At 39.3% G+C, this 24,753-nt stretch carries 18 protein-coding genes; 5 read left to right on the top strand and 13 right to left on the bottom strand.

Annotation, left to right across the window (positions count from 1 at the left end):
* Positions 1 to 56: 56 nt before the first annotated feature.
* The 4 genes from FCU45_RS03725 to FCU45_RS03710 all read right to left on the bottom strand — a co-directional run bounded on the left by FCU45_RS03725 (position 57) and on the right by FCU45_RS03710 (position 6,104).
* On the bottom strand, positions 57 to 1,640 hold the full coding sequence (locus FCU45_RS03725; protein ID WP_137012414.1) for a HipA domain-containing protein: 1,584 nt from the start codon (positions 1,638 to 1,640) through the stop codon (positions 57 to 59).
* 278 nt (positions 1,641 to 1,918) lie between these two features.
* Entirely contained in the window at positions 1,919 to 4,270 is a 2,352-nt protein-coding gene (locus FCU45_RS03720) for a TonB-dependent receptor plug domain-containing protein (protein ID WP_137012412.1), read from the bottom strand.
* Positions 4,267 to 4,788, bottom strand: a complete 522-nt coding sequence (locus FCU45_RS03715; protein WP_137012410.1) for a YfiR family protein — start codon at positions 4,786 to 4,788, stop codon at positions 4,267 to 4,269. Before FCU45_RS03715 ends, FCU45_RS03720 begins: the two co-directional genes overlap by 4 nt.
* The gene (locus tag FCU45_RS03710; protein ID WP_137012408.1) at positions 4,785 to 6,104 is read right to left on the bottom strand and encodes a diguanylate cyclase; all 1,320 of its coding nucleotides are present in this window, start codon (positions 6,102 to 6,104) and stop codon (positions 4,785 to 4,787) included. Before FCU45_RS03710 ends, FCU45_RS03715 begins: the two co-directional genes overlap by 4 nt.
* A 157-nt stretch (positions 6,105 to 6,261) precedes the next feature.
* Between FCU45_RS03710 and FCU45_RS03705 the strand changes: the two genes are divergently transcribed.
* Genes FCU45_RS03705 through FCU45_RS03690 form a run of 4 tightly spaced genes read left to right on the top strand, consistent with a single transcriptional unit; the run spans position 6,262 to position 11,720 of the window.
* Positions 6,262 to 7,566 carry a TolC family outer membrane protein gene (locus tag FCU45_RS03705; protein WP_137012406.1) on the top strand — a complete coding sequence of 435 codons (1,305 nt, stop codon included), beginning with the start codon at positions 6,262 to 6,264 and terminating at the stop codon, positions 7,564 to 7,566.
* Complete coding sequence (locus FCU45_RS03700; RefSeq protein WP_137012404.1) at positions 7,559 to 9,727, top strand: type I secretion system permease/ATPase; 2,169 nt, start codon at positions 7,559 to 7,561, stop codon at positions 9,725 to 9,727. Before FCU45_RS03705 ends, FCU45_RS03700 begins: the two co-directional genes overlap by 8 nt.
* Complete coding sequence (locus FCU45_RS03695; protein ID WP_137012402.1) at positions 9,724 to 11,106, top strand: HlyD family type I secretion periplasmic adaptor subunit; 1,383 nt, start codon at positions 9,724 to 9,726, stop codon at positions 11,104 to 11,106. Before FCU45_RS03700 ends, FCU45_RS03695 begins: the two co-directional genes overlap by 4 nt.
* A 2-nt stretch (positions 11,107 to 11,108) precedes the next feature.
* A complete protein-coding gene (locus FCU45_RS03690; RefSeq protein WP_137012400.1) occupies positions 11,109 to 11,720 on the top strand; it encodes a response regulator transcription factor in 612 nt (203 codons plus the stop codon).
* 22 nt (positions 11,721 to 11,742) lie between these two features.
* Here the strand turns inward: FCU45_RS03690 and FCU45_RS03685 are convergent, their stop codons facing one another.
* The gene (locus tag FCU45_RS03685) at positions 11,743 to 14,862 is read right to left on the bottom strand and encodes a VCBS domain-containing protein (protein WP_137012398.1); all 3,120 of its coding nucleotides are present in this window, start codon (positions 14,860 to 14,862) and stop codon (positions 11,743 to 11,745) included.
* A 108-nt stretch (positions 14,863 to 14,970) separates the two neighbouring features.
* On the opposite strand from FCU45_RS03685, the gene FCU45_RS03680 reads away from it, so the two are divergent.
* Positions 14,971 to 15,342 (top strand): hypothetical protein, encoded by a 372-nt coding sequence (locus tag FCU45_RS03680; RefSeq protein ID WP_246032233.1) that lies wholly within the window; start codon positions 14,971 to 14,973, stop codon positions 15,340 to 15,342.
* On the opposite strand, the gene FCU45_RS03675 is transcribed toward FCU45_RS03680, so the two are convergent.
* The 8 genes from FCU45_RS03675 to FCU45_RS03640 all read right to left on the bottom strand — a co-directional run bounded on the left by FCU45_RS03675 (position 15,319) and on the right by FCU45_RS03640 (position 24,706).
* The gene (locus FCU45_RS03675) at positions 15,319 to 16,578 is read right to left on the bottom strand and encodes a hypothetical protein (RefSeq protein WP_137012394.1); all 1,260 of its coding nucleotides are present in this window, start codon (positions 16,576 to 16,578) and stop codon (positions 15,319 to 15,321) included. The genes FCU45_RS03680 and FCU45_RS03675 overlap by 24 nt on opposite strands.
* A 44-nt stretch (positions 16,579 to 16,622) precedes the next feature.
* On the bottom strand, positions 16,623 to 17,252 hold the full coding sequence (locus FCU45_RS03670; protein WP_137012392.1) for an HAD family hydrolase: 630 nt from the start codon (positions 17,250 to 17,252) through the stop codon (positions 16,623 to 16,625).
* Between the two features lie 9 nt (positions 17,253 to 17,261).
* Positions 17,262 to 18,212 (bottom strand): ferrochelatase, encoded by a 951-nt coding sequence (gene hemH / locus FCU45_RS03665; RefSeq protein ID WP_137012390.1) that lies wholly within the window; start codon positions 18,210 to 18,212, stop codon positions 17,262 to 17,264.
* A gap of 3 nt (positions 18,213 to 18,215) precedes the next feature.
* Entirely contained in the window at positions 18,216 to 18,914 is a 699-nt protein-coding gene (locus FCU45_RS03660) for a DUF2461 domain-containing protein (protein ID WP_137012388.1), read from the bottom strand.
* An 11-nt stretch (positions 18,915 to 18,925) separates the two neighbouring features.
* Positions 18,926 to 22,051, bottom strand: a complete 3,126-nt coding sequence (locus FCU45_RS03655) for a cytochrome c biogenesis protein CcsA (RefSeq protein WP_137012386.1) — start codon at positions 22,049 to 22,051, stop codon at positions 18,926 to 18,928.
* A gap of 69 nt (positions 22,052 to 22,120) precedes the next feature.
* On the bottom strand, positions 22,121 to 22,408 hold the full coding sequence (locus FCU45_RS03650) for a sulfurtransferase TusA family protein (protein WP_137012384.1): 288 nt from the start codon (positions 22,406 to 22,408) through the stop codon (positions 22,121 to 22,123).
* 52 nt (positions 22,409 to 22,460) lie between these two features.
* Complete coding sequence (locus tag FCU45_RS03645) at positions 22,461 to 23,444, bottom strand: sensor histidine kinase (protein ID WP_137012382.1); 984 nt, start codon at positions 23,442 to 23,444, stop codon at positions 22,461 to 22,463.
* The gene (locus FCU45_RS03640; RefSeq protein ID WP_246032232.1) at positions 23,444 to 24,706 is read right to left on the bottom strand and encodes a M18 family aminopeptidase; all 1,263 of its coding nucleotides are present in this window, start codon (positions 24,704 to 24,706) and stop codon (positions 23,444 to 23,446) included. Before FCU45_RS03640 ends, FCU45_RS03645 begins: the two co-directional genes overlap by 1 nt.
* Between the last annotated feature and the right edge of the window lie 47 nt (positions 24,707 to 24,753).

The following is a 24,753-nucleotide window of genomic DNA, read 5'->3' as shown; positions in this document are numbered from 1 at the left end:
TCGCTCCAATGTAAGAGATTTTCTTAAGCCTAGTTTCTTCATCTTCTTTATAAGTTTTAGATACCAAGTTTTTCAAACCAGCCATTTTGTTTTAGAGTTTCGCATCTATTTTTATAATGTTCCATCATTACAATATCAAGAGTAGATTGAGATTTGATTTTTATTTTTTTATCTTGCGCATTGGGTTTTTCTTTTATAAAAAAATCTATATTTTCAAGTTTTGATATTTTTTTAATATAAGTTGGCATCTTTTGTATATAAGCTTTTAGCATCTTTGTGGCAGAAATTTTAAAATCGTTTTTATCTACTTTAGCTTTGCTTGTCAGCTTCAAAAAGTCATTGTATCTAATATTTGTTTGCTTGCCATTGATAGTAAGATGTGATTCAAAATTTATAATGCCATTATAAAATCCGGTACTTGCTATATCGTACAAAGGTGCTATAAAAATTTTGTCATTGTCATAAATTGCAGATATATTTTTTGTGTGCATATCTTCGTGCCTGATAACAAAAGAGTAAAAATAGTACTCTAACATTCTTAGGCGGTCGCTTTGTCTTGGAAAAACTTTTGCAGCTGTTTCAAAAAGCTTTTCTGAACTTGTTTTATATTTGTTATCACTATTTAATCCCATAAAAGTAGAGAACTCTTTTCTTTGAAATTTATAACTTCCAATACGATCAAAATACTTTATAAAATAGTGGTATTCTCTATCACTCGTTCTCTTAAATATGCCACTCATAGGAACATCAAACCCAAGTTCATTTTTTGCAAAACTCATATGAAGATGTTCATTGATAGCGATGTGTGGAAAGTAATACTCACTATTCTCATAAGCCTTTATAGGATCATACGGCTTTATAAAAAAGTTTGCATCCTCACCATTTTTTGGAGTTCTGATTGTATCACCATCAACCACCACTTGAAGTTTGTGCTGATAACCAGATAAACTCATTGTTCGTACATGCTTTAATTCCTCGGTTTCATCCATATGAAGTGAAGGAAAAAGTGAAACATCATCGATATCTACAGTATATTTTAAAATATTTGGGAATTTGTTTTTTCCTAGAATTTTCTCTTTATTTACTAGATAACTTTGAGGTTTTAATTTTTCAGCAAATGTTAGAGGTTTTGAAGAAAATATCAAATCATTTTTACTATAGTCATTGTGAGCAAGTAAAAAAAACTCTGTAGCATTACCGATCTTATCAATCAATATTTTTCTATCAATTCCCTCTGGAAGACACTCTTCAAAATCTACAAAACATGATTCTTGAACAAATGTTTCCAAACTAAATAGCATTTGAAATTTTGCGATGTATTTACCACTAATTAAATAGTTTGTATCGTAAGTAAAATAGTAAGTTTGATAATCAAAGCCAAGATAACCAACTAAGATTTGATTTTGATAGATATAAAGAAGTTCTGGATACTCTTCATAATAAGCATTTGAAATCTTATATGCTATTTGTGAACTTTGTCCAACAATTTTGACTCTTTTTTGAGTAAGAAGAAGTTTTAACTCATTTAAAATAGCCCTTTTAGAAACTCTTTCTAATTTATTTTCTATATCGCTACGAGATATGTAAGTATCAACATTTGAAGCTAAAATCTGTAAAATATCAAGAGAGAATTGTTTCAAGCTTAATCCTTAATAAAATCTAAAATATATGCACGAGCTACACGAGAAGTATATTTGAATAAAACTTAATATAGTCTAAAATATATGCACGAGCTACACGAGGTATACTCAAAATTATTCGCTCTTTTTTCGCTCCAAAATCAGATCTTAAATAAATATGAAAGAAGAATTGTAGAAAATAAAAAGCCTTTATTTATGGGGTTTTTCTGTAATAAATATATAAGTAGCCTATTCGTAATAGACTCTAATATTCACTATCTTAACCCCCGCACTATTTTCTAAAATTTAACACCGACTCTTACATAGTAAAATGCTCCGTTAACCCCAAACGGAGAGTATTGAGAGTACTGAATAATTGAATCTTCTCCTATAAGCGGATTATATGTATCAGACCATTTATCGGGGTAGACATCAAAAAGGTTCTCTGCTCCTATAGCAAAGTTTAATTTTTTAGAGATCTCATAAGAGATCTCTGCATCAGTTGTCCATTTTGCACCAAATTTATTAGTCTCTCCAGCGAAGAGATGTTCGTAGCTGCCATATCTATTTAGATTTAGCGCAAAAGCGTAGTTTTTCAAAAAGTACTGTGCCCAGATTTTGAGATCATCATTTGGTTGCGACTTCTCTATAACAGCTTTTGCCTCTGCAAGTGATGTTGCTCCTATGATTCCTGAAGTTAAAAAAGAGTCTTTTGCCCCTACTACTTTTGTGCTGTTTCTATGGTAACTTAGACCTGTCTTTAGATTAGAGCTGTTTTTAAATTGATGCTTATAGCTCATTCTAAGATCAAACCCATCTGTCTCTGTATCTAGAGCATTTGTAAAGTATCTTGCCTGCTGCACTCCATAAAGATTAAAGATTGGGGTCAATGAAGCATCTTCGTCAAAACTTATATTTCTACTTAGCATTATTCTATCGTCTATTTTAGTGTAGAAATAATCAAGTGAGAGTGAAAAATCTGATGTCGGTGCATAGACTAGTCCGGCAGAGAAGTGAGTTGATTTTTCGGCATCAAGCGGAGTCGCACCAAGAGCGACCGAGAGAGGATGATCTGTTGCAAAGGTTCCTTTTTGGACAATATCTATTCCTGATGTTGCCATAACGGTGTGCGTATAATATGATTGGGTAAGTGATGGGGCTCTAAAACCTGTACTTGCACTGCTTCTTAGCATTGTTGATTGTGTAGGCTTATAAGTAGCAGAGATTTTCTGATCCCATGTTGCGCCAAAATCACTATTCTTTTCATATCTTGAAGCTGCTCCAAAAGTCAAATCTTTTGTCGAGTTGTATTTTAAATCTAGATACAAAGCGCCATTTTTACGACTCTTATCCGTCTCGTTTTGAGGTTGAAAGCCCGGAAAACCTTGTGCACCAGCTAAAGTACTAGCACTCCCTAATATATATGAGCCTTCCTCTCCGCTATATATGCGATAATTCTCCATTTTAAACTCCGCCCCAAAAGCAACAGTAAGTTCTTTTACTTTTGTTGAGAAATCAAGGTTTAAAATATCTTGTGTATATTTAGTTCCTCCGCTGTCAAAAGAGGTGGGTGAGCTCTCACCTAAAGAGTCGTTATGAGTGTTGTAGACAAAAAAATGAAAATCGTTATAACCTCTAGTGTAACTTGCATCCCATGAAAGATCTCTACCCATGACCCCCTTTGAACCAATCGTAAAAGAGTAGTCCTCTATTTTTGGCGCGATCATTGGTAAAAAACCATCAGGATATATATTTATATTGTTTGCCGCATCCCCTTCAAGTCTGTAAAAAGCTCCTGCTTCGCTCTCTCTTTTGTTGTATAGTCCATGCATATAAACTATATTTCCATTTTTCATAACTACTTCACCATTAATAGCCAATATTTTGTCAAGTGTATCAGGGTCTCCATAGTGTGTATTTACAATATAGTTATCTCTTGAATCTGCTCCTGCTCTATTTGTTGAAGCTCTGTCTCTAATTTCTCCCGAGATATTAAAAAATCCATCGTATTCAAGAGGAATCGAGTAGAAAAAATCACTCTGCTTTAGCGCTCCGTCGCCCTTTGATGTTTCACCGTATCTTAAGTTTGCCTCACTCTCGTATGCAAACCCTTTGAGTATTATATTGATAACACCTGCGATCGCATCTGAGCCGTACTGAGCTGCTGCGCTGTCTCTTAAAAATTCGATTCTATCGATAGAGACTAGGGGAATGGTATTAAGATCAACATTTGAAGTCCCTCTGCCAATAGTTCCGTTTGTATGGGTAAGCGAGCTTTGATGCATACGCTTTCCATTAATAAGAACGAGTACTTGGTCTGGATCTAATCCTCTAAGAGTAAAAGTTTTTACATGATCCGTTCCATCGGTAATAGAACTTCTTGGCGCATTAAATCCTGGAATAAATCTTGAGAGCACTCTTGTTAGTTCTGTCGCTCCGCTTTGTCTTATCTGCTCAGAGGTAATAACATCGATAGGGACTTCTGAAAATGTCATATCACGTTTGCCACTTCTTGAGCCGACATCAGCTTTTGTTTCAGTCTCTAGATCCAAAAGCTCTTCAAGTGACTTGTCAAACAATGAATCACTATTAGCTAAAGCCTGCATTTGAGAGAAAAGAAGCGAAAATAGCAAAAGTAGAATTCGAATCATTTTTTGTCCTTTTGGATAACTTGAGCTGCAATTGCCAAGAGAGACGAGCTGATCTTAATGCCTGAAGCCTGAGATGCTTCATGATTAATGACCAAGTGTGCCTTTCTTGCAACAAAACTAAGCTGGATTATGCCGCCCCTTTGAGCAAAACCTCTCTGATCGCTTATGCTAAGAATTGAGTTGGCTTGTGAATAGGCAATGATCTCTTGTGCAAAAAGCGGATTTGTTACCGTAATATAAACAATGTCGCTTCCATCGAGTTCTTCAAGATTTTTTGCATAGCGTATCTTTACAGGCTTGGAATTTATCATTTTGCCCTTATAAAGAGTCTCAAGCAGATTCTCAAAAGGGTTTTCATCGATTATGGTAATAACAAAACTCTCTTTATTCTCTTTCGGCCACTCTATAAATTTTGCAAACTTGGAGAAAAAAACAGCCTGCAACTTCTTCTCTTCACTTAAATTCTGAGCAAACAGAGTAAGGGAAAATAAAATAGAAATGAAAAAAACTTTTATCATGCTCTGTCTGCCGCCACGACTCTGTTTCTTCCCTCTCTTTTTGCTCTATAAAGCGCGTCATCAGCCTCTTTAAAAAGTTCTTCAAGAGTCTCATCTTTTGGAATAACGGAGCAAAAGCCTAGACTGATCGTTATATGAAAAACATCAAAGTTTATTACTTTTATCGGCATTTTTTCAATTTTTTCTCTTATTCTTTGCGCGATCTCATAAACAACTTTTGCATCTCCATTATCAAAAAGGATTAAAAACTCCTCACCGCCAATTCTTGCGGCGAGGTCTGTTTTTCTAATGTTTTCCAATAATACAGAAGCAACCGCTTTTATTACCTCGTCACCGACCTGATGACCATATATGTCATTTATATTTTTAAAATGATCCATATCTGCCATCAAAACGCCTATATGATGAGCATTTTGTTTTGCAATTTCTAGCATCTGCTCAAATCTCTGCATTGCAACTCTTCTGTTTGCAAGTCCGCTTAGAGAGTCTATCTCTGCTAGGGCTGTGAACTCTTTTAAATCTTCTCTTGTTTTTTCAAGCTCATTTGCAGTAGAGTAGACCAGATTTTCAAGACTTAGATTGTTTTGTTTTAAGACGGCATCTCTTTTTTGAACCTCTTGCATAAGCTTATTAAACTCTTTGTAGAGTGCATTGAACTCATCTTTTGAATCTGAGACGATACATGCATTATAGTTAGCGTTGTGCTGTATGTTTTTCATCGCATCAAGAAGCAGGTAAATAGGTTTTGAGAAGATCTTTTCAAACCAAACAGATAGAAAAAAGATCACCACAAGTGTTAAAAAGATCACAAAAACAGAGAAGAGAAGTTGTTCATAGAACTTCTTCTTTATGCTCGAAGTCATTTTTATAATCTCTAAATACCCTATTCTCTCATCTCCTAAAGAGATGACAGAGACAACTTCTATAAATTTAAGATCAATATTTGAGCTTACCTCTTTGATCTCTAAAAGCTCTTGAACTGTTCTTTTTGTTTTAACTTGAGAATCTTCGCCCAAAGAGACAAAGCAGTTGGCTTGTGTGTCATACACTCTGATAGAGACTATATCTTCATTTGCAAGCGTGGGCATCAATATTGACTCCACAGCTTTTTCATCCAAAAATGTAAGAGCCGCAGCAATATTTTTAGCGCTTACCTTTGCCAGATTTGAAGTAGAAGCGACACTCCACTCCATATCTTTTTTGACATGGTAGACGTTCATAACAAGATAGGAGATAAAGAGAGCCACAAAAGCACTAAGGCTGAGCAGAAAAATGAGTTTAGACTTTATGGAAATATTTTGAAAAAATTGTTTCAATTATAATATTCCTCTGAGTCCGAAAAATAAATTTTGACATTCTACAAAACCAAAGCTTTTATTTTATTTGAAAAAATGAATTAAACTTATGATTAAGTTAAGAGATGCTTAATATTTCAAGGAGTATACTAAAATAATGTAAAATAAAGGATTTTAGATGAAGCAGTTAACATTACTATCAGTGGTTTTAGTGCCTATGCTCGTAAGTGCGATGACAATTACGGAGGCGGTACAAAAGGCGGTTGAGACTCATCCTCAGATCGAGATGAAAAAAGAGGACAAAAATACTCAAAGCAAGCTTTTAACAAGAGCAAAAGCGGGTTATCTTCCCTCAGTCGATCTCTCTTACTCAGTAGGTCCTGAAGCTACAAAGACCGTTAATAATGACGGCATAAGAGAGCATCTGACCCGTCAGGATGCCTCTGCAGTTTTAACACAGAGCCTTTTTGCAGGTTTTGAAACAGAACTTGGAGTAAAACAGCAGAAAGCTCTTATCTTATCTGCAAGCGACGGTGTTAAAGAGAGTGCGAACGAACTTGCTCTCTCAACTGTCACTTACTATCTTGACGTTCTAAAGAACTATGAACTCTATCAGATCTCAAAAGAGAATGTAGAAGTTCATAAGAAGTATCTATCACAGATAGAGGAGAAGGTAAATGCAGGAGTCGGACGCAGCTCGGACTACAAACAGACGCTTGCTCGTTATGAGAACGCTCTTAGCATACAGTATCTTGCAGAACAGAACTACATAAACTCGATCTCCAGTTTTGAGCGCATCCTGCCTGGTGCTGTAACGGCGGCTGATTTACAAAAACCTTCTACAGGTGAGATTCCTGCCAACGACATAGAGTCATTGGTTGATATCGCAATGCAAAACAATCCTACCATCCATGTTTCACAAGCTGACATCCAAGCTGCAAATGCGGCACTAAAGCGCTCAAATGCGCCTTACTACCCAAAAGCGGACATTAAGATGGAGGCGTACTGGAACAAGAACGTTCACGGTATAGCAACCGATGCCCCTACTCAAAGTACGGTCGAAGAGGATTCAGGCTATAACGCTCTTTTAGTTCTTAGCTACAATATCTTTAACGGTTTTGCCGACAAAGCGAATATAGAAGCCAACAGACACAGAGTTCTAAACAAGAACAGCACGCTTGCAGATGCAAAACGCTATATAAAAGCTCATACAGAGATAGCATACAAAACGTTTGAGCTCACAAAAAAGCAGCTTGTTCATCTTGACAACACTGTAGAAGCGAGTGCTCAGACAGTTGCCGATTATCAAAAAGAGAATGAGCTTGGCAGAAGAAGCATCATAGACCTTTTAAATATCGAACTTGAGTATAACAACGCAAGAAACAGAAGAGCGACAGCCGAGTATGAGCGTCTACTGGCTTATTACCAGATCCTTGCATATACAGGAAAAATATTAGAAGAGATGAGCGTAGTAGTTGAGTAGTAAACTAGAGAACCCTCTTCTTGAGAGTTTGGTGATATTCACCAAGCTCTACAATCGTCCATACAGTGCCGATGCTCTTATAGCAGATCTGCCTATCCCACCGGGAAGAACCACTCCTAAACTTTTTTCACTTGACGCAAAAGGCTCAAAATCAGCATTTCACCGTGCGGCTGGGCGTGCCGGATTTAGCTCTAAATTAGTAGACTACTCATTTAAAGATATATCCCCTCTTCTGCTGCCCGTAATCCTGATCTTAAAAGGTGATGAGAATGGTGAGAGAGCCTGCATCTTAACTGAGATAAGTCCAGATAGAAAATATGCAAAAATCATCCTGCCAGAAGCCGGAGAGGGAGAGAACTGGGTTGAGAGTGAGTTTTTAGAAGCGGAATATATAAATTTTGCGTTTCTTCTTAAACATAATCACCAATACCAAGGTGATCACAACCGCCTCTTAAAGCATGATGATCATCACTGGTTCTGGGGGACAATGAGGTACTTTTCCGGTATATACGTAGATGTAATAATCGCCTCTTTGCTTATAAATCTTTTTGTTATGGCAACGCCTATTTTTACTCTAAACGTATATGACAGAGTAGTACCAAACAATGCAATGGACACGCTTTGGGTATTTGCAACCGGTATAATCGTCATCTATATTTTTGACATAATGCTGAAGTTCCTTCGCTCATACTTTCTTGAAAATGCCGCAAAAAAAAGCGACGTAATTATGTCCTCTATCATTTACGAGCATGTACTAAATCTAAAAATAGCCTCAAAGCCGCGATCAGTCGGCTCATTTGCAAACAATTTAAAGGATTTTGACTCCATAAGAGGCTTTTTTACGGCATCTTCTATCGCAACTATAATAGATCTGCCTTTTACCATCATATTCCTCTTTATTATCTACATAATAGGCGGCTGGATGATAGCCATTCCTATAGTAAGTGCGCTTATAATTGTGATCTACAGCATATTTGTAGAGAAACCCATGAGAAGAAGCGTGCAAAGCACTTATGAAGCTTCTGCTCACAAAAACTCTGTACTTATAGAGTCACTTACTGCTCTAGAGACCATAAAAGCGCTTGGAATAAGCGGACAGTATCAGTGGAAATGGGAAGAAGCAACAGGAGATGTTGCTCAAAAAGGGCTTAAATCCAAAATACTCTCAAACTCCATCTCGACATTTGTAAATTTCATCGTTCAGCTAAATACTATTGCACTAATTATCGGCGGTGTTTATGCCATAGGGGACAATAATCTGACTATGGGAGGGCTGATCGCAGTTGTTATGCTTGGTTCAAGAATGCTCGCTCCTTTGGGTCAAGTAGCTGCACTTATCGCAAATTTTCAGCAGACAAAAACCGCTTATGACGTTATCAACTCCATTATGAAGCTCTCTGTTGAGCGTGAAGAGTCAAAAAACTTTGTACAGCGTCCACTCTTTAAAGGAAAGATAGAGTTTAAAAACGTAACTTTTATCTATCCTGACACCGACAACAAAGTCCTTGATGATGTAAGCTTTGTTATTAACCCCGGGGAGTCTGTAGGAATTATAGGGACAAACGGTTCGGGAAAGACAACCATAGAGAAGCTTATTCTCGGGCTTTACGAACCAACGGAAGGCTCCATACTGATAGACGGCATAGATATAAAGCAGATAGACCCTGCTGATTTGAGACGCAATATATCTTATGTACCTCAGGAGGTTATTCTGTTTCAAGGAACTCTAAAAGAGAACATTATACTACGCTCTCCAGGTGCGAGCGATGATGAGATCTTAGAAGTTGCCAAACTAAGCGGTGTAAGCTACTTTGCAGACTCTCATCCGATGGGATATGATATGCGCATAGGAGAGAGAGGTGATGGTCTATCAGGAGGACAAAAACAGTCTATTTCAATAGCACGTGCCTTTATACATCCAGCGCCTATTATACTTCTTGACGAACCTACAAACTCAATGGACAGCACACATGAAAACCACTTTATAAGAGCTATGAGCAGTTATGAGAAGGATCGTACTATGATACTGATCTCTCACAAAAACATACTGCTGACACTAACTAAAAGATTGATCCTCTTAGATAGAGGCAAAGTTGTTCTGGATGGCCCGTATGAAGATGTTATGAAACAATTAAGATCCCCTAAAAAGAGTAGTCAATGAGCCTAGAAGACAAGTTTGTAGAGTACTCCTATAAAAAGAAGGATATTAAAAACCTTAGCATTAAAGATGAGAGTGACTTAGAGTATATGAACTCCGTTAGTGCGGCTCTGCTTATGAATCACTCTAGAGGCACCAAATTTATGCTCTGGATAAGTGCGTTTGCTATTATCTGGCTGATATTTTGGGCATATAACGCAGAGATAGACGCCCTAACCCGCGGTCACGGCAAAGTAATCCCCTCTTCTCAGGTTCAGATCATTCAAAATCTAGAGGGTGGTATCGTCAGTGAGATACTTGTTGAAGCAGGAGAGGTAGTAAAGAAAGGCGATATTCTTATTAAAATCGACGATACCGGTTTTGTAAGCAGTTTTATAGAGAGTCAACTGCGATACAATGAGCTTCAGGCAAAGAGCGTACGCCTATTGGCTGAATCAACGGGAATACCTTTTAAAACAAGCGACTTAATAAGAAAAAACTCTCCGGAGCTAATTAAGCATGAAGAGTCTCTCTATCAAAGCAATAAAGAGCAGCTAGAAAACAACATCAAGATCTATCAGCGCCGCCTTGAGCAAAAAAAAGATGAGCTCAAAGAGGCAGAGGCGAGATTACAAAATCTGACAATAAACTATAAACTTATCACCAGAGAACTGGAACTTAACAAGCCGCTGGTAGATAAAGGGATAGTATCTGAGGTCGAGTACCTAAAACTTCAAAGAGAAGCCAGCACTATTGAGGGGCAGGTAAAATCTACAAAACTCTCTATTCCTCGTCTTGCCTCTATTATAGAGGAGCAAAAAAACAACATAAGGGAAGTTGAACTTAGATTTAAAAATGCGGCAAAAGAGCAATACAACGAAGTCAGAGCCGAGATGTCAAGAATAGAACAGGCAAATATAGCCAGAGAGGACAAAGTAAAACGTACATTTGTGCGCTCTCCCGTTGATGGGACTATAAAACAGCTACTAGTCAATACCGTCGGCGGCGTTGTTAGACCGGGGATGGATATAATTGAAGTTGTACCTACTCAGGACAATCTCTTTGTCGAGGCAAAAATAAGACCTGCGGATATCGCTTTTTTATTTCCCGGGCAGCGCGCTATCGTGAAGTTCTCTGCATATGATTTTGCAATATACGGCTCATTAAAAGGTACGCTGACCCATATAAGTGCAGACACTATCTATGATGAAGTAAGCAGACAGAACTACTATCTGGTGAGAATAAAAACTGATAAGAACTACTTGGGCAATGAAGATAAAAAATTAAACATCATAGTCGGAATGACGGCAGATGTGGACATCATAACCGGTAAAAAAACGGTGCTTGACTACATACTAAAACCGATCCTAAGAGCGCGGGACAATGTGCTGAGTGAGAGGTAGCTATGAAAAAAGTAATTCTATTTACAAATATGTCATCGATTAAAAAGCATTGGCAAAACGCTTTAGTCGGCTCTTATGAAACAGTGTCAATAGAGAACTTTGAGGAGCTGCTTGAGTACCTTAAAAAGCACGACGAGAAAATTGCTCTAATGCTAGATGAGATGAGTGTCCATAATATTGAAGAAGCCCTGCTTAAGTTTAAAAAATATCCGCATGCAATTATTATGATCTTCAATGCGGTCCCTGAAGTGTATCACGCATCAACCCTGCTTGGAAGCGGCATAAAAGGTTATGAGAACTCATATATTAACAAAGATAACCTGCTAAAGATGCTCTTAAGTGTAGAAGATGGAAACAACTGGCTCTTTGCAGACCTTACATACTTCATAATAAACAAATACATACAAAACAAAAAGAGAGATGAGCCTGAATTTATCTCGCTGCTAACTGAAAAAGAGAAGGATATAGCGCTTATGATAGCAGATGGTCTAAGCAATAAAGAGATCGCACAAAGAGAGAAGATCGCACTCTCAACAGTAAAGGGTCACATCCACCATATATTTGAAAAAGCGAATGTGACCGACAGAATATCTCTTGCACTTAAATTTAAGTAGAGATATATCCATATTAAAATTTTTAAATAACGTCTATAGAGTCATCCAATTCTATAAGAAGTGTTGCTCCTCCGCCTGTATACTCTGCATAGTTAATACCGTCAATGCTTACGCTATCCAATTGAAGAGCCAGTGAGTCTGTATCGACATTGACTTGATTTAAATCACTGCCGTCAGATGACTGGATGATAAGGGTACCGCCATCAGTGGCACTTAAGACATCATCTGCATTTATTCCAAGATCAGCGCTGCTGCCTACAACACTTGTTCCTGAGTTTAGCTCAATCACCTCAATATTTGATATATTTGAGAGATTTATAATTTCGGAGCTGCCTATCACGGTATCAAATCCATCTCCACCGTCTATCTCTGCGTCCAAGGCGTCGTATTCAATATCATCATTGCCTGCACCACCATAAATAGTATCGCTTCCATCACGTCCATCAATATAGTCGTTGCCATCTTCTCCTGCCAAAATCTCATCTGCAGTTCCGCCTAAAATTGTGTGTGAAACAGGTAGACCACTCTCACTTTCAATTGTAATTGCATCAAAAGCAGGCTGAAAACCTTCAATAATCTCATTTTGTGCGGCTATTGTAACTACAACATCTCCATCTACGACATCAGATAACAGATTACTGTCATCTATGGTTATCATTCCGTCGGCATCTGATGTATATTCCACTTGAGTGCTATCACCGTATGTAAATACAATTTTTGTCGTCGTATCGTCAAACCCACTAATTGTAACGCTATCAACAGCCTCATCGATCTCTTGTAAAACAAGATCCATATTATATTCATATGTATAATAACCTGCAACAGACATCGGATCGTAAATATTTATCAATGAGAAACCGTCTTGAGTATCTGCATTTGCATCTGCTATAAATATTTCAGCAAATTTTGTATCGCTCATTATCCTGATGGTATCACCACCATTTTTTAAATCATTGCCGTTTATATAGCCATTTGCATCAACACTCAATAAAGTTTCATTGCCTTTTGCAAATGTCACGCCGGATGTTATCTGATTACCGTTTGCATCATAAAGCTTAATCTCTATCAAATCGCCGCTAGTAAGTTTTAGGTCAATATTTAGTGCAAATACCGAGCTAGGAAGCTCAATATTTAGTCCTTCATCATATCTTCCGTCTATATTCATAGCTTCGCTTTGAGTGTTATCACTAAGAGTGTCAACACCAAGCCCATGTCCTGGATTAAAATTTAAAGGCGTATCGGATGTAATCACAAGTCCGTTAGAGCTGTAGGTAGTAGATACTCCATTAATAAAGTCTGTATCACCCTCCAAGGTAAAATCTGCCAAATCAAACAGCGGCTCGCCTATTGTTCCAAGTTCATCACTGACAACAAGCGGATCCGCGGCAGGAGTTATTTCAGGTGCAGCATCTGAACCGATCGCACTCAAACCTGATGAATATACAGTTACACTTACATCAGGCAACTCTCCACCGCTATTTACATGTGCAACACCTGCAGCAGTAAGCTTGACATCCGAGCCGTCTATAACATAGTAGCCGTTTAAATCAGTTCCTACTGTTACTTCATAGGTCATCGCGGAGTTGTCACTATCCACATCATCTGCCGCAAAACTTGCGACTATAGTATCTTGAGTAGCAGAATCCTCTACAATCTCATTTGGCGTTGCCGTAACTATAATTGTCGGTCCATCCTCTGCACCTGCAATTGTTATTACAACATCCTGAGTAGAACCATCCGTTGCAGTAAATGTGTGAGTATCTTCTCTGCTCTCTCCATCTCCAAGGAACTGTACCGCATCATTATTAAGCGTATATGTCCATTCGCCGTTTGTAAGTTCAAAGGTACCAAAACCATTATCTCCTACAGTTGCCGCAACATTATTAAAGTCTACAGGATTGTCAAGTGTATCTACGTCGGTGATTGCAAGTGTTCCTGAAACAGTTAAAACAGCATCCTCAGCAACCGCACCGGTAAAAATACCGCTTACTACAGGACCATCTTCTGCACCGGTTATAGTTATGGTAACTGTAGCTTCCGCGCTCTCAAAAGGACCTTGGTCCGATGGCTCAGAGCCTGCTATTTCTACAGTTTTGTACGTAAATGTAATATCCTTTGTTTCACCCTCGTCAAGGCTCTGAAAAGCATCGCCTATATTATAAGTATAGCTTCCATCAGAGTTAAATATTAAAGTACCCTCACCTTCGTTTAATCCTTTGACTAAAACGAACTCTATTGCGTTTCCGTCAGCATCGCTTCCTGCAACTTGACCAGAAACATCAACAGGAACATCTTCTGTTGCACTATTACTGCCATCATCTGCAAGAGGAATGTTGTCATTTAGGTTATTGATTGAAACTGAGAGGAGTTGTGTCGTATAGTTTCCGGCTTCATCTGTAGCTGTTACGTAAACATTATATTCATTGTCCCCGCTTAAGTCTTTTGGATTTTCAAAGTCTGGAGAGTCGTTAAAAGTTACGACACCGCTTTGAGGATCGATTGTAAAGTGCTCGCTGTCAAGCCCTGCTATGCTGTAGCTCACACTGCTCTCACCGTTTGCTTCAACCTGAATTACCGGCTCAGTACCGTTTTCATCATATATTACAACGTTTGGAGATGTTATTACGGGAGGAGTGACTATAGGCGCTTCGCCCTCTTCTTGTGCAAGATCATAAACAACATTTTCGCCGCCGAAGTCAGTTATGCCAAATCCAAGCTCACCGTTCGCACCTCTGTTAAAGCCTAGCACGCTTGATTCGGCAACGATGTTTGTAGGAGTGAACGAAGAGCTGCCCTCAGCCGACTCTTCACCTGCCGCAGTCTCTAGATCATCAAAATTATCTCCGGCAGCTGTCTCTAAAATATTTGAGAGATCTTCATCGCTTGCTATGCTGTCCATAGCATCTCTGCCGTGAATTACAGAGCCATCTGCCAAGATTCTAAATACTCCGTCATACGCAGAGGCCTCAGGAAGTGCTAAAAACTTGATCTGAAACAGAGCAGTCGGGTCATTACTTATAACTTGTTCATTCTCATACAAAAACCCCTCATATCCAGGCTCGCGAACGATACCGTCAACACCTACTATTTTAATGCTGCCTTTTGTTACTTCTATCTGACCTATTACTTTTCCAGCTGCCATATCACACCTCCGTTTTATTATCCCACAATGTTAACATATAGATTTTTGCAAGTAAATAGTACTTTAGTATTAATATAGTAAAATGCAAGGATGACTGATGATTTGATTTTGAACTATTTACTTTTGTTTATTTTGTTAGAGTTTTTTGAAGTAACTTGGCAGAAGGCGCCGACTATTATGGGCATGATAATCAAGATGCACAGATACTACTCAAAGAGCATATTGCTGTTTTTGATAATGCATCCGACATTCTATTTCAGCATCGGCTTTGCGATGCTTACCGATCTAAATATCTACGCCTTGATACTGCTCTTTTTGAAGACTCTGGATATTGCTACCAAGATACTTCTAATAGAGCAGATATACACAAAAAGAGAGCTCTCACAAGAGTTAAGCCTTATTCTTCTTGCACCTATAAACAGCTTTTTACCATATATCGGGCTTTTTTTATATCCGCTACTTATTCTCTTTGCTCTCTGACATTGTATAGCCGCTTTTTAGCTGAGCCTGCTTAGAGAGAAATTTGACACTTTGGGAGATATCTTCATTCGCCAAAGAGTAGTCTTTGTGCAGCTTTTCCAAAGAGCTCTCTATTTTAGCTCCAAGTTCATTGCCAATGGACTCCATCTGCTCTTTTGCGCTCTTTATCTCGCTCTCTTTTATATCTTTGAACTCTTTTATCATCATACTAAGCTGTGACTGCGATTTTACATACTCCGACTTAATGACCTCTATATCTTTCATCAGATCTCTCATCGTAGAGTATATGTCATGCAGAGAGCTGTTTTGATCTTTAAGCTCGCGCATCTTGTTTGAAGAGAGGATCATCTGCTTCATAATGATCTCGCTTTGCTCTTTTATGCCTCCAAGCCTGTTTTCACTCTCATAAAGAGATGTGTTTACACCTTCGGTATGTGACCTTAAAGAGAGCACCTCTTTTTCAAAAGATTTTGAGATACTTGAGAGCTCCCCAATGGTCTCTTTCACGATCGATTTGGCAATACTTTTTGAGAGGTTGCTCATCTGCTGAAGATTCTCTTTGAGCTCTTCGATCTCATCTATTATGTCGCTTCTGCTCTCCATCGCTTTTGCCAGAGTAGTCTTTACCTTATTGAAGTGATCCTGCTCGGCGACCCTTAGTATATCTATGTGTTTATGTACTATATTATCAAGCGAAGGTATCTGCACATCTGTGAAATTTTCAAAAGAGCTTTTGACATCTTCATGCCAGCCGCGCATCTCTTCAAACTTTTCTACAAATCTGTTCTGGTTTATCAGTATAGAGTCAAGCGCCTTTATATCATGCTTAAATCTCTCTCTGTTCTCCTCTTGCATCTGCTTGTCTTGGTTCTGATTTAAGATCATCTTTTTCTCAAGCTCAGACGTAAACTCTTTAAGCTCAGAGAGCTGTTGAGTTAGCGCTTTTGTAAATTTGTGTTGAGTCCTCTCCTGCTCTCTTTGCTGTGTCTGGTGAAAAATATTCATTATTATGTATAAAATAAGGGAGACTAAGATGGGAAAGAAGCTCTCTTTGAGAGCCATGAACATATCTATGCTATCAGGGTGTAAAATAAAGTGGACAACGGCGCTTATAGCACCGATGCCAAGCATTAGAGGCGCATAGTTTATCTTGTTTGGCTCTTTTATAATCGATATCTGTCTAAGAAAAAGCAGTGCCATCAACCCAAATGCAATAAGTAAGTCACTATCAAACACTTTTGCGTCCTTAAAATAGTTTAAAACTATTCTAGCATAAAGTTTTATAAAACTATATCTAATACCTCGGCAGGTTTTTTTACAATAAGTTTAGCGTCGCTTTTAGGGCTAAAACCCCATGTCGCAAATATCGACTCTATGCCTGCGCTATTTGCACTTAAAATATCTTTTGTGTTGTCTCCTACCATCCACGCCTTATGATTTGTTGCATCGTACTCATAGTGGTTCAAGATATGATGAAGCATCTCAGGGCTCGGTTTTGAAGCGGAGACCATGTCCGCTCCTATGATGACATCAAAGAGAGGTTTTACTTTCAGATGTTCGAGCATCCTTAGTGCAAACTGCGTTGGAGCATTTGTGGCGACCGATATTTTTACGTTTGCTGCTACGAGTTTTTGAAGCAGCTCTTCTACGCCATCATATAGATAGACGTTTTTTACGCACTCCTGCTCGTAGTGAGCCTCAAATAGATCTCTATCTTTTGGATGATAGACCTCTGTCTCATAAAAAAGCATAGGGAGATTCCGCACCTCCATATTTATAGCCTCGACTATAAACTCCTCGCTGAGAGGAGGCAGCTTGTGGTGCATCTCTCTTACGTAGTTTACCGAGACCGTAATATCTTTTTTTGAATCCAGCAGAGTGCCGTCCATATCAAAGATAACGATTTTCATCTCTTTATTTTATCTCATCTTCTCATATAGCTCAACGAGAGTGTCAACAAAAAAGTCACTATCATTTGGACACTCGCAGACTCTATAATCCTTAAAACCAAGCTCCTCTGCTACTTCTCTGTACTCGATCTCAAGCTCAAAGTCGGTCTCCGAGTTATCAATGGTAAAGGCAATCGGAAAAATAAGAACTCCGTTGCTCTTTATCTCCTTTAGCTTATCTTCAAGCGATGGTTTTAGCCACTCCATCGGTCCAACTTTTGACTGGTATGCCAGATGGATGGCATTAAAGTTCATCCCCGCCTCTTTAAGCATATTTGTCAAAATAGCGACATGCTTGTTTACATGGCGCTCATAAACATCGCCTCTCTCGATTACTTTTACGGGTAGTCCGTGAGCAGAGAAGATAAGATCAAAATTTGGACACTCATCCGCACTTATGCGCTCTGTGATTCTTTGAAGCACTGCTCTGTTGTAGTTTTGATTTTGAAAAAAGTGCTTTATCTCAACCAAAATGGCATCGCCGCCCTTTAGATGGTACTGTTCCTCAAAATCCTCTAGAGAGGACTTTGTGGTGGTCGTAGAGAACTGCGGATAGAGCGGGATCAGGTAAATCTTCTCAATATCTTCTCTGTTTAGTCTCTCTATAACTTCCGAGGCAAAAGGAGGCGTATAACGCATAGCAAAATCAACCACAACATCTTCGCCGAAGCGTGATTGAAGCTTTTCAACCAACTCCTTCGTATGTCCGACGATCGGAGATTTTGAACCTATCTGTCTGTATATCTCTTGAGATTTTTCCGTTCTTGTAAAAGTAATCATCTTTGCTATAAAGGCTCTAAGCAGTGAGCTCTTTACGGTAATTATGTTCTTGTCGTTAAACATATTTGTTAAAAAAACTTCAACCTCTTCAAGGTTATTCGGTCCGCCCATATTTAACAGAACTATCGCCTCTTTTTTCATAACCTAATCCTCTTTAGCTCTTAAGCTTATCTCATAAACTGTTTTTTGTAATGGTAGCATATCTTCATATATTTTATAGAGCGTATCTATGAGCTTCTCGCCCTCTTCTATAAGGCTTGGCTCAAGGATCTTATAGACTGCCATCCCTTTATAAAGGCTCAAGTGGGCACTCGGCATGTCAGCGCTAAAGCCGCGCGGATACTTTTTATAGCCCTTATCGATGGTCTTGTATCCCTTTGCCTCAAGAGCATCTAAAAGATTATCGAGCTCGACTCTTCGTCTCTCATCTTTTATGTACTCTCTGTAAGCATCCAACATCGGTTTTTCAAACCATCTCACACCAGCGGAAACAAAAAGCTCGTCGCAAGAGAAGTGAAGATAAAAGGAGGATCTCTGCAGCCTGCTTCCGCTGCCTTGTGTAAAGATAATGCCGATCCTTGATTTTAAAGGTGCCTTGTTCGCGCCCATTCTTCGCGTATCTCTGTAGATTCTAAAGAGTGATTTGTTTATCTTTGGCTCAAAATCTATTGTCGGTTCCAACGCCATGAGATGTTCACCCATCTCCTGTACAAAAGCGCGGGATGGGTTTAGTATATACTCCTCATACTCGTTTCTGTGCGCCTCAAACCACTCTTTGTTGTTGTTTTTGCGGATAGCTTCCAAAAAAGGAAGCGTTTTTTTGCTAAAGCCTGAAAACTCCACTACTAAGCCTTTTACGCCAACTTTCTGTTTCTAAACGCAACAGCAATAACAATAAAGAGGATCGTATATGTCACAGGAACAAAATCAGGAATAGGAACAGGGTCGCCTTTTGCGTATGAGTGCATTCCCGCAAGGTAATAGTTTACTCCGAAGTATGTCATGATGACCGATGTATATGACAACAATGAAATAACGCTAAAGTTAAATTCGCTGTAGATAGACTTGATAAATCTAAGGTGAACAACGACCGCATAGACCAAAATAGTCACAAGCGCCCATGTCTCTTTCGGGTCCCAGCCCCAGTAGCGTCCCCAACTCTCGTTTGCCCAGACACCGCCTATGAAGTTTCCAACCGTTAACAACACAAGACCTATCATAAGACCCATCTCATTAATGGAGTTTAGCTCTTTAATTGATAACGAGATATGCTTCTCATTGCTTTTAGTCTTAAATATAAACAGAAGGATCACTATAAAGCCCAAAAGTGCGCCAAGCCCCAAGAAACCGTAACTAGCAGTGATAACCGCAACATGTATGCTAAGCCAGTATGAGTTAAGAACCGGTACCAAGTTTGTCACCTGCGGATTCATCCAGTTTAGATGCGCCACAAAGAGAATCAAGCCTGTAAGTACTGCAGTTGAAGCCATGGTCATTGATGAGCGTTTAGAGAAGAAGAGACCCGCTAAAATAGTTGCCCAGCTAATGTATATCATAGACTCATATCCATCAGACCAAGGTGCATGCCCCGCAACATACCATCTAAGACCAAGTCCGAACGTGTGAGCGACAAACAGGGCAGTTAAAAGCCACAGAGAACTCTTTTCAAGCACTCTGATATTTAGTGCAGGTTTTAGGATCTTTATAAAACTTGCTATTAAAAGTATGAAACCGATCACAAAGTAGAGAGGGTATAGCCTCTCAAAGATATTTGCATAGTTGTACAACATCTCAGCTTTGATCCTGTTCTCTGAAGGCATAACGGATACCCCGTAAAACTTCTGATACTTGGATATTTTCTCTATTGCGCTATTTGCATCACTCCAATCACCTGTTGCAACGCCTTTGTCAAGTGAGACAAAATACTCAAACGCTATCTCTCTGATCTTCAGGGCATGGTCTTGCGGGAAAGTTTGAAGAGCCTCTATGCTTGGAAACCATTTATTGTTGAGATCATTGGGCTTTGGCCATATTTTTATAAGGTCACCCGTATAGACGGAAAATGAGATATTTACCCTCTCATCTACCTCTAGAACCGCTTTATCAAACAGGTCTCTTGTTTTTGGCTCTTTTCTGGCTGCAGTATCAACATACTCGACCAGCTTATAGGTGCTTAAATTTTGCGGATCGGCAAAAAATTGCGTAAAAGATGCATGGGTAGCATTAAGTTTTGCTCCTATGATCCTGTTTATCTCTTCATTTTTTGTTCTGATTATTTTAAGCTCTTTATAGGCATCGGGCTTTGACATCATTCCCAAAATAACCTGATTTGCATTTAGTGTCTCATTTCCCACTTTTAGAGATGAGCCTCTATATATCTTTGCCAATATCTCATGTGAGAGAGTATCAAGAGGTTTCATTCTTCCTGCGCTGTCCTGCACGATAAGCTCACCAAACTTCTTAGCGTGCTCTTTGTCAAACGAGAGTACCGTTTTTATGAGGGGGTCCACATCTTCTGCGTATGTCGGTGCAACGCTAAAGAGCATACCGATAGAGAGCAGTACCCCAAGAGCTTTCTGCTCACTTGCTTTTCTAGCCCTCTGCGAGAGCTGAGCAAACCTGTTATTTCTTGAAAAGAGTGACCAAAACATACCCACACTCAAAAGAAAGTATCCTATATACGAAGGGAGAGTTCCGGGATCGTTATTGACTGATAGAACTGTTCCCTGTTCATCTTGATCGTATGAAGATTGGAAAAATCTGTACCCGCGGTGTTCTAAAATATTGTTCATATAGATCCTATAAGGCATATGTATGTTCTGCTCTTCATCTATCAGCTCTACTTCACTCGCATAAGATGCAGGAGACATAGAACCAGGGTATCTGTCTAACTGAAAGTCCAAAAGTTTTACTCCAAAAGGGAGTTCTAGTATCTTTGAACCGTACCCTATATGAACATCTACGCCATTGATTATATTGTGGCTCTCTTTAGCCTTTCTTCCCGCCTGACCGAAAATTGTAACAGACTCTGATACGCCTGCGACATTCACATCAAAGATTAAAGCATCCATTCCTGGTGACATTGCAGATGCGTTTGGATTTGAGACTAGTTTTGTCTTTGTATGTTTGTAAAAATTTCTAACGACAAAGTTGCTCCCCTCAGCGCCAAAAAGTGTTCTAAATGCAAGAGCACTCTTATCGCTAGGAGCTATCTCACCCTCTTCTCTGCCGTCCATCTTCATAAACTTTAGTGCGAAATCGTGCTTCATAAAGAGTTCGCCGCCCTCACTGTAGAGTGAAATGGTAGGTCTTAAAAAGACTTTGCCTGAATCAAAATCTATTGCTATGCTCTCATTTTCATAATATTCGCCTCTGCGGAGCTTTATAGGCTCGCTCCCCTGCTCGCCCGTTACCATCATATCCACCATCTCAAAGCCGCCATCTTCACCCTCGATATAGCTCTCAACAACGTCAGGGATGTACTCTGATAGATTTACGCTTACATCTTTTCCATCTATGTTTAGAGATGCAGATAGAGAGTTGCTGCCTCTTTTAGAGAGATATACGCTCTCTTGAGTCTCGACTTTGTTATCGTCAACTTTCGCACTTACTAGAAAATATGTGTCCATGCTTATCATCGTGTTTGCCGTCTCGCCCTCACGAATATGCATAGTACCCTCAAAACCTATAAAACGGGTTATTGCCGCGCCTAGAAGTATAATAAGAAACGACAAGTGGAAGATAAAAATAGGAGCTTTTTTAACGCTAAACATCTTGTATTTGAATATATTGATTGTTAGATTGAGAGCTAAAAGCGCCATTAACACTTCAAACCAAAGAGCGTTGTAGATATCGGCTTTTGCCGTTATAGTTCCGTAGTCATTCTCTATAAATGTAGCGTAACCGATGGCTGCTGCAAATATTAGCATCAGAACAGCCATGGTTTTCATAGAACTAACCAGCGATAAAAGTTGTTTCATATATTAGATCCTTAATTTAAAAAAGGATATTCTAGTTAAATTTAGATAACAAAGTTTAACTATGCAGGCTTATTCTTCCAATTTGAAAGTTATTCTAAAATCGCCGCTCTCAAGCTGCGCTGCTTCATGTGATATTGTGAGTGGAATTCTCTCATACAGTGGAAAAGGTTCGTGAAAAAATATTCCGACCAGTCTGTCGTTTTTGCTTTTTAAGAGAGAGAGCCCAACCATTGTGTTTACCATAGGCTCAGGCGGCTGACAACCTGTTGCATCATACTCATAGTATGTCAAGCCATCCTCTTCATATTTGAAAAAATCCAGCGTAGTTCTTGGAACCTCGATCAACTCTTTTTTCACATTTACCCCTTTTTTTCGTTTATTCTAACATCTTATAATTCAAAAAAAATTGTCATAACGCAAGTTTTATCTCAAATCCTTTTCTTTTTGAGCTAAGCAGCTCAACACTTCCCCCGTGAGCCTCGGCGATCTGTCTTGAGAGAACAAGCCCAAGCCCGTTTCCTTTGACCTTCGTGCTCTTAAACGCTTCAAAAAGCTCTTTTGTGTTTTCTATCATCACGCCGCTGTCATATATGTAAAATTTATGAAATTCGTCATCACTCTCATAGAGTATCTCAACACTTCCATAATCATTATCATCAAGCTCTATCGCATCGATGGCATTTGTCAGAAAGTTTGAAAAAAGCATCTCCAGAAGGTCTTTGTCGGCGTTTAGTATAAACTTCTGCTGCGGAAATATAAATGTAATCTCTTTTGTATAGTCATAATATCCCACAGCCATATTCAGAGCATCTTGAAGCTCGCTCCACATAAACGGCGCTTTGTTCGCATGAACGCCTTTGCTAAACATCAGCGTGGCTTTTATGATCCTCTCTATCCTGCATACCGACTTTTGGATCTCCTCGACAATTGCCACGTTTTCGGGAAGAACCCTCTTTTTAAGAGTTGAGCTTAAAAGCGAGATAGAGCCTATAGGGTTTCTTATCTCGTGAGAGAGATGTGCCGCCATCTGTCCCATAGTTGCGAGGTTCTCTTTTCTCTTCTGCTCGGTTATATCGGTGGCACTCAGAAGCAGTTTCTCTTTGTATGAAGAGCTTTTTATAAGGTAGGATTTTGAGTCAAACTGTACCTCGTAGTCATCATTTTTAAGCTCCAAAAGCTCAAATAATTTGCCCAGTGATTTTGCCTGAGAGTTTTGCAAAAAAACGCCGCCGTCCTTCTCCAATATCCAGATGGCATTTGGCAAAAACTCGACAACCTCTTCAACTGTGTCCTGCAAATGTGCGTAAGAGGCTTTTAGCTCATTAAACTCCTTCTCAACCTTGTAGGTCTGTTCTATTAGAAGGTTCAGCTCATCGGGTGTTATGCCTGACATCAGTCGTTAAACCCCAAGATTATTTTATAAAGGCTGTATGCATCATCGCTTCCGCAAAGCTCTCTGATGGAGTGCATAGCAAATGTCGGAAGTCCGACATCCAGAGTCTCAATGCCGAGTCTTGAAGCTGTTATGGGACCGATGGTAGAGCCGCAGCCCATATCGCTTCTTGTTACAAAGTTTTGAATCGGCTCGTTAATGGAGGATGCGACGTTCATAAACCTTGAGATCGTCTTTGAGTTGGATGCATATCGCTGGTTTGCATTTACCTTTACAACGCTTCCTTTGTTGATAAGCGGAGCGTGGTTTGAGTCGTGCTTGCTTGGGAAATTCGGATGAATGGCATGAGCGTTATCGGCGCTTATAAGCATAGATGAGCGTATCATCTGAGTATACTCCTCAAAATCACCGAACATACGTTTTAGCGTGCTCTCCAAGAATGAGCCCCCTGCCCCTGACGTGCTCTCGCTCCCAACCTCTTCATGATCGCTTGCAATAAAGAGCATCGGTTTATCTTCGCCGATGCTGCAGATGGAGAGCATCCCGACGTAACAGCTAAGCAGATTGTCTATCCTTGCACTTGCAATAAACTCACTATTTAAACCCACAAACGAGGCTTTTTGTGTATCATAAAAACTAAGCTCGTTCGCATAAAGCTCCACTGCGTCATCCACGCCGCTTGACTTTAACTGCTCTTTTAAAAAGAGCTCAAAACTGAACTCTTCAGAGGTAGATAAGATAGGCGTTATGTCAGTTTGGGCATTTACGCTTTTTTTCTCATTTACCTCACGATCGAGATGAATAGCAAGAGAGGGGATGATCGCTATGGGCTTTTGGGCATCTATGAGTGCGTCTTTTATGATATTTTTTGCATCGAGATAGCTCACTCTCCCCGCCAAAGAGAGATCTCTGTCAAACCAAGTGTTTAGCAAAACTCCGCCGTAAGGCTCAACTCCAAACTTTACGACTCCATGCTCTTTTATAACAGGATTTGGCTTTAGTTTTAGGTTTGGCGAATCCGTGTGAGCACCGACTATAACGTACTCTTTCGAGCCCGGATATGTAAAAGCTATGATAGATGAGTCGTTGCGGGTGACGTAATATCTCTCGCCTTTTTTCAGAGACCACTTCTCTACTTCACTAAGCTTTACAAAGCCGGCGTTCTCAAACATTCCGGCCATATTCTGCGTTGCGTGAAACGGCGTCGGCGAAGCGTCTAAAAAGCCAAGTAAACCCTCGTTAAAATCATCTTTTGTCATCATTGCAATTCCTAGTTAAATTTATAATTTTTTTCTGATTATACAAAAAT

Source organism: Sulfurimonas crateris, from assembly GCF_005217605.1.
Taxonomy (GTDB): domain Bacteria; phylum Campylobacterota; class Campylobacteria; order Campylobacterales; family Sulfurimonadaceae; genus Sulfurimonas; species Sulfurimonas crateris.
The sequence above is the reverse complement of the archived record's forward strand: the minus strand, read 5'-3'. Positions and strand labels throughout refer to the sequence as shown.

Coding starts and splice junctions, on each gene's coding strand:
- FCU45_RS03720 (WP_137012412.1), bottom strand. CDS start 4,270: ATGATTCGAATTCTACTTTTGCTATTTTCGCTTCTTTTCTCTCAAATG.
- FCU45_RS03715 (WP_137012410.1), bottom strand. CDS start 4,788: ATGATAAAAGTTTTTTTCATTTCTATTTTATTTTCCCTTACTCTGTTT.
- FCU45_RS03705 (WP_137012406.1), top strand. CDS start 6,262: ATGAAGCAGTTAACATTACTATCAGTGGTTTTAGTGCCTATGCTCGTA.
- FCU45_RS03695 (WP_137012402.1), top strand. CDS start 9,724: ATGAGCCTAGAAGACAAGTTTGTAGAGTACTCCTATAAAAAGAAGGAT.
- FCU45_RS03690 (WP_137012400.1), top strand. CDS start 11,109: ATGAAAAAAGTAATTCTATTTACAAATATGTCATCGATTAAAAAGCAT.
- FCU45_RS03685 (WP_137012398.1), bottom strand. CDS start 14,862: ATGGCAGCTGGAAAAGTAATAGGTCAGATAGAAGTAACAAAAGGCAGC.
- FCU45_RS03670 (WP_137012392.1), bottom strand. CDS start 17,252: ATGAAAATCGTTATCTTTGATATGGACGGCACTCTGCTGGATTCAAAA.
- hemH (WP_137012390.1), bottom strand. CDS start 18,212: ATGAAAAAAGAGGCGATAGTTCTGTTAAATATGGGCGGACCGAATAAC.
- FCU45_RS03655 (WP_137012386.1), bottom strand. CDS start 22,051: ATGAAACAACTTTTATCGCTGGTTAGTTCTATGAAAACCATGGCTGTT.
- FCU45_RS03645 (WP_137012382.1), bottom strand. CDS start 23,444: ATGTCAGGCATAACACCCGATGAGCTGAACCTTCTAATAGAACAGACC.
- FCU45_RS03640 (WP_246032232.1), bottom strand. CDS start 24,706: ATGATGACAAAAGATGATTTTAACGAGGGTTTACTTGGCTTTTTAGAC.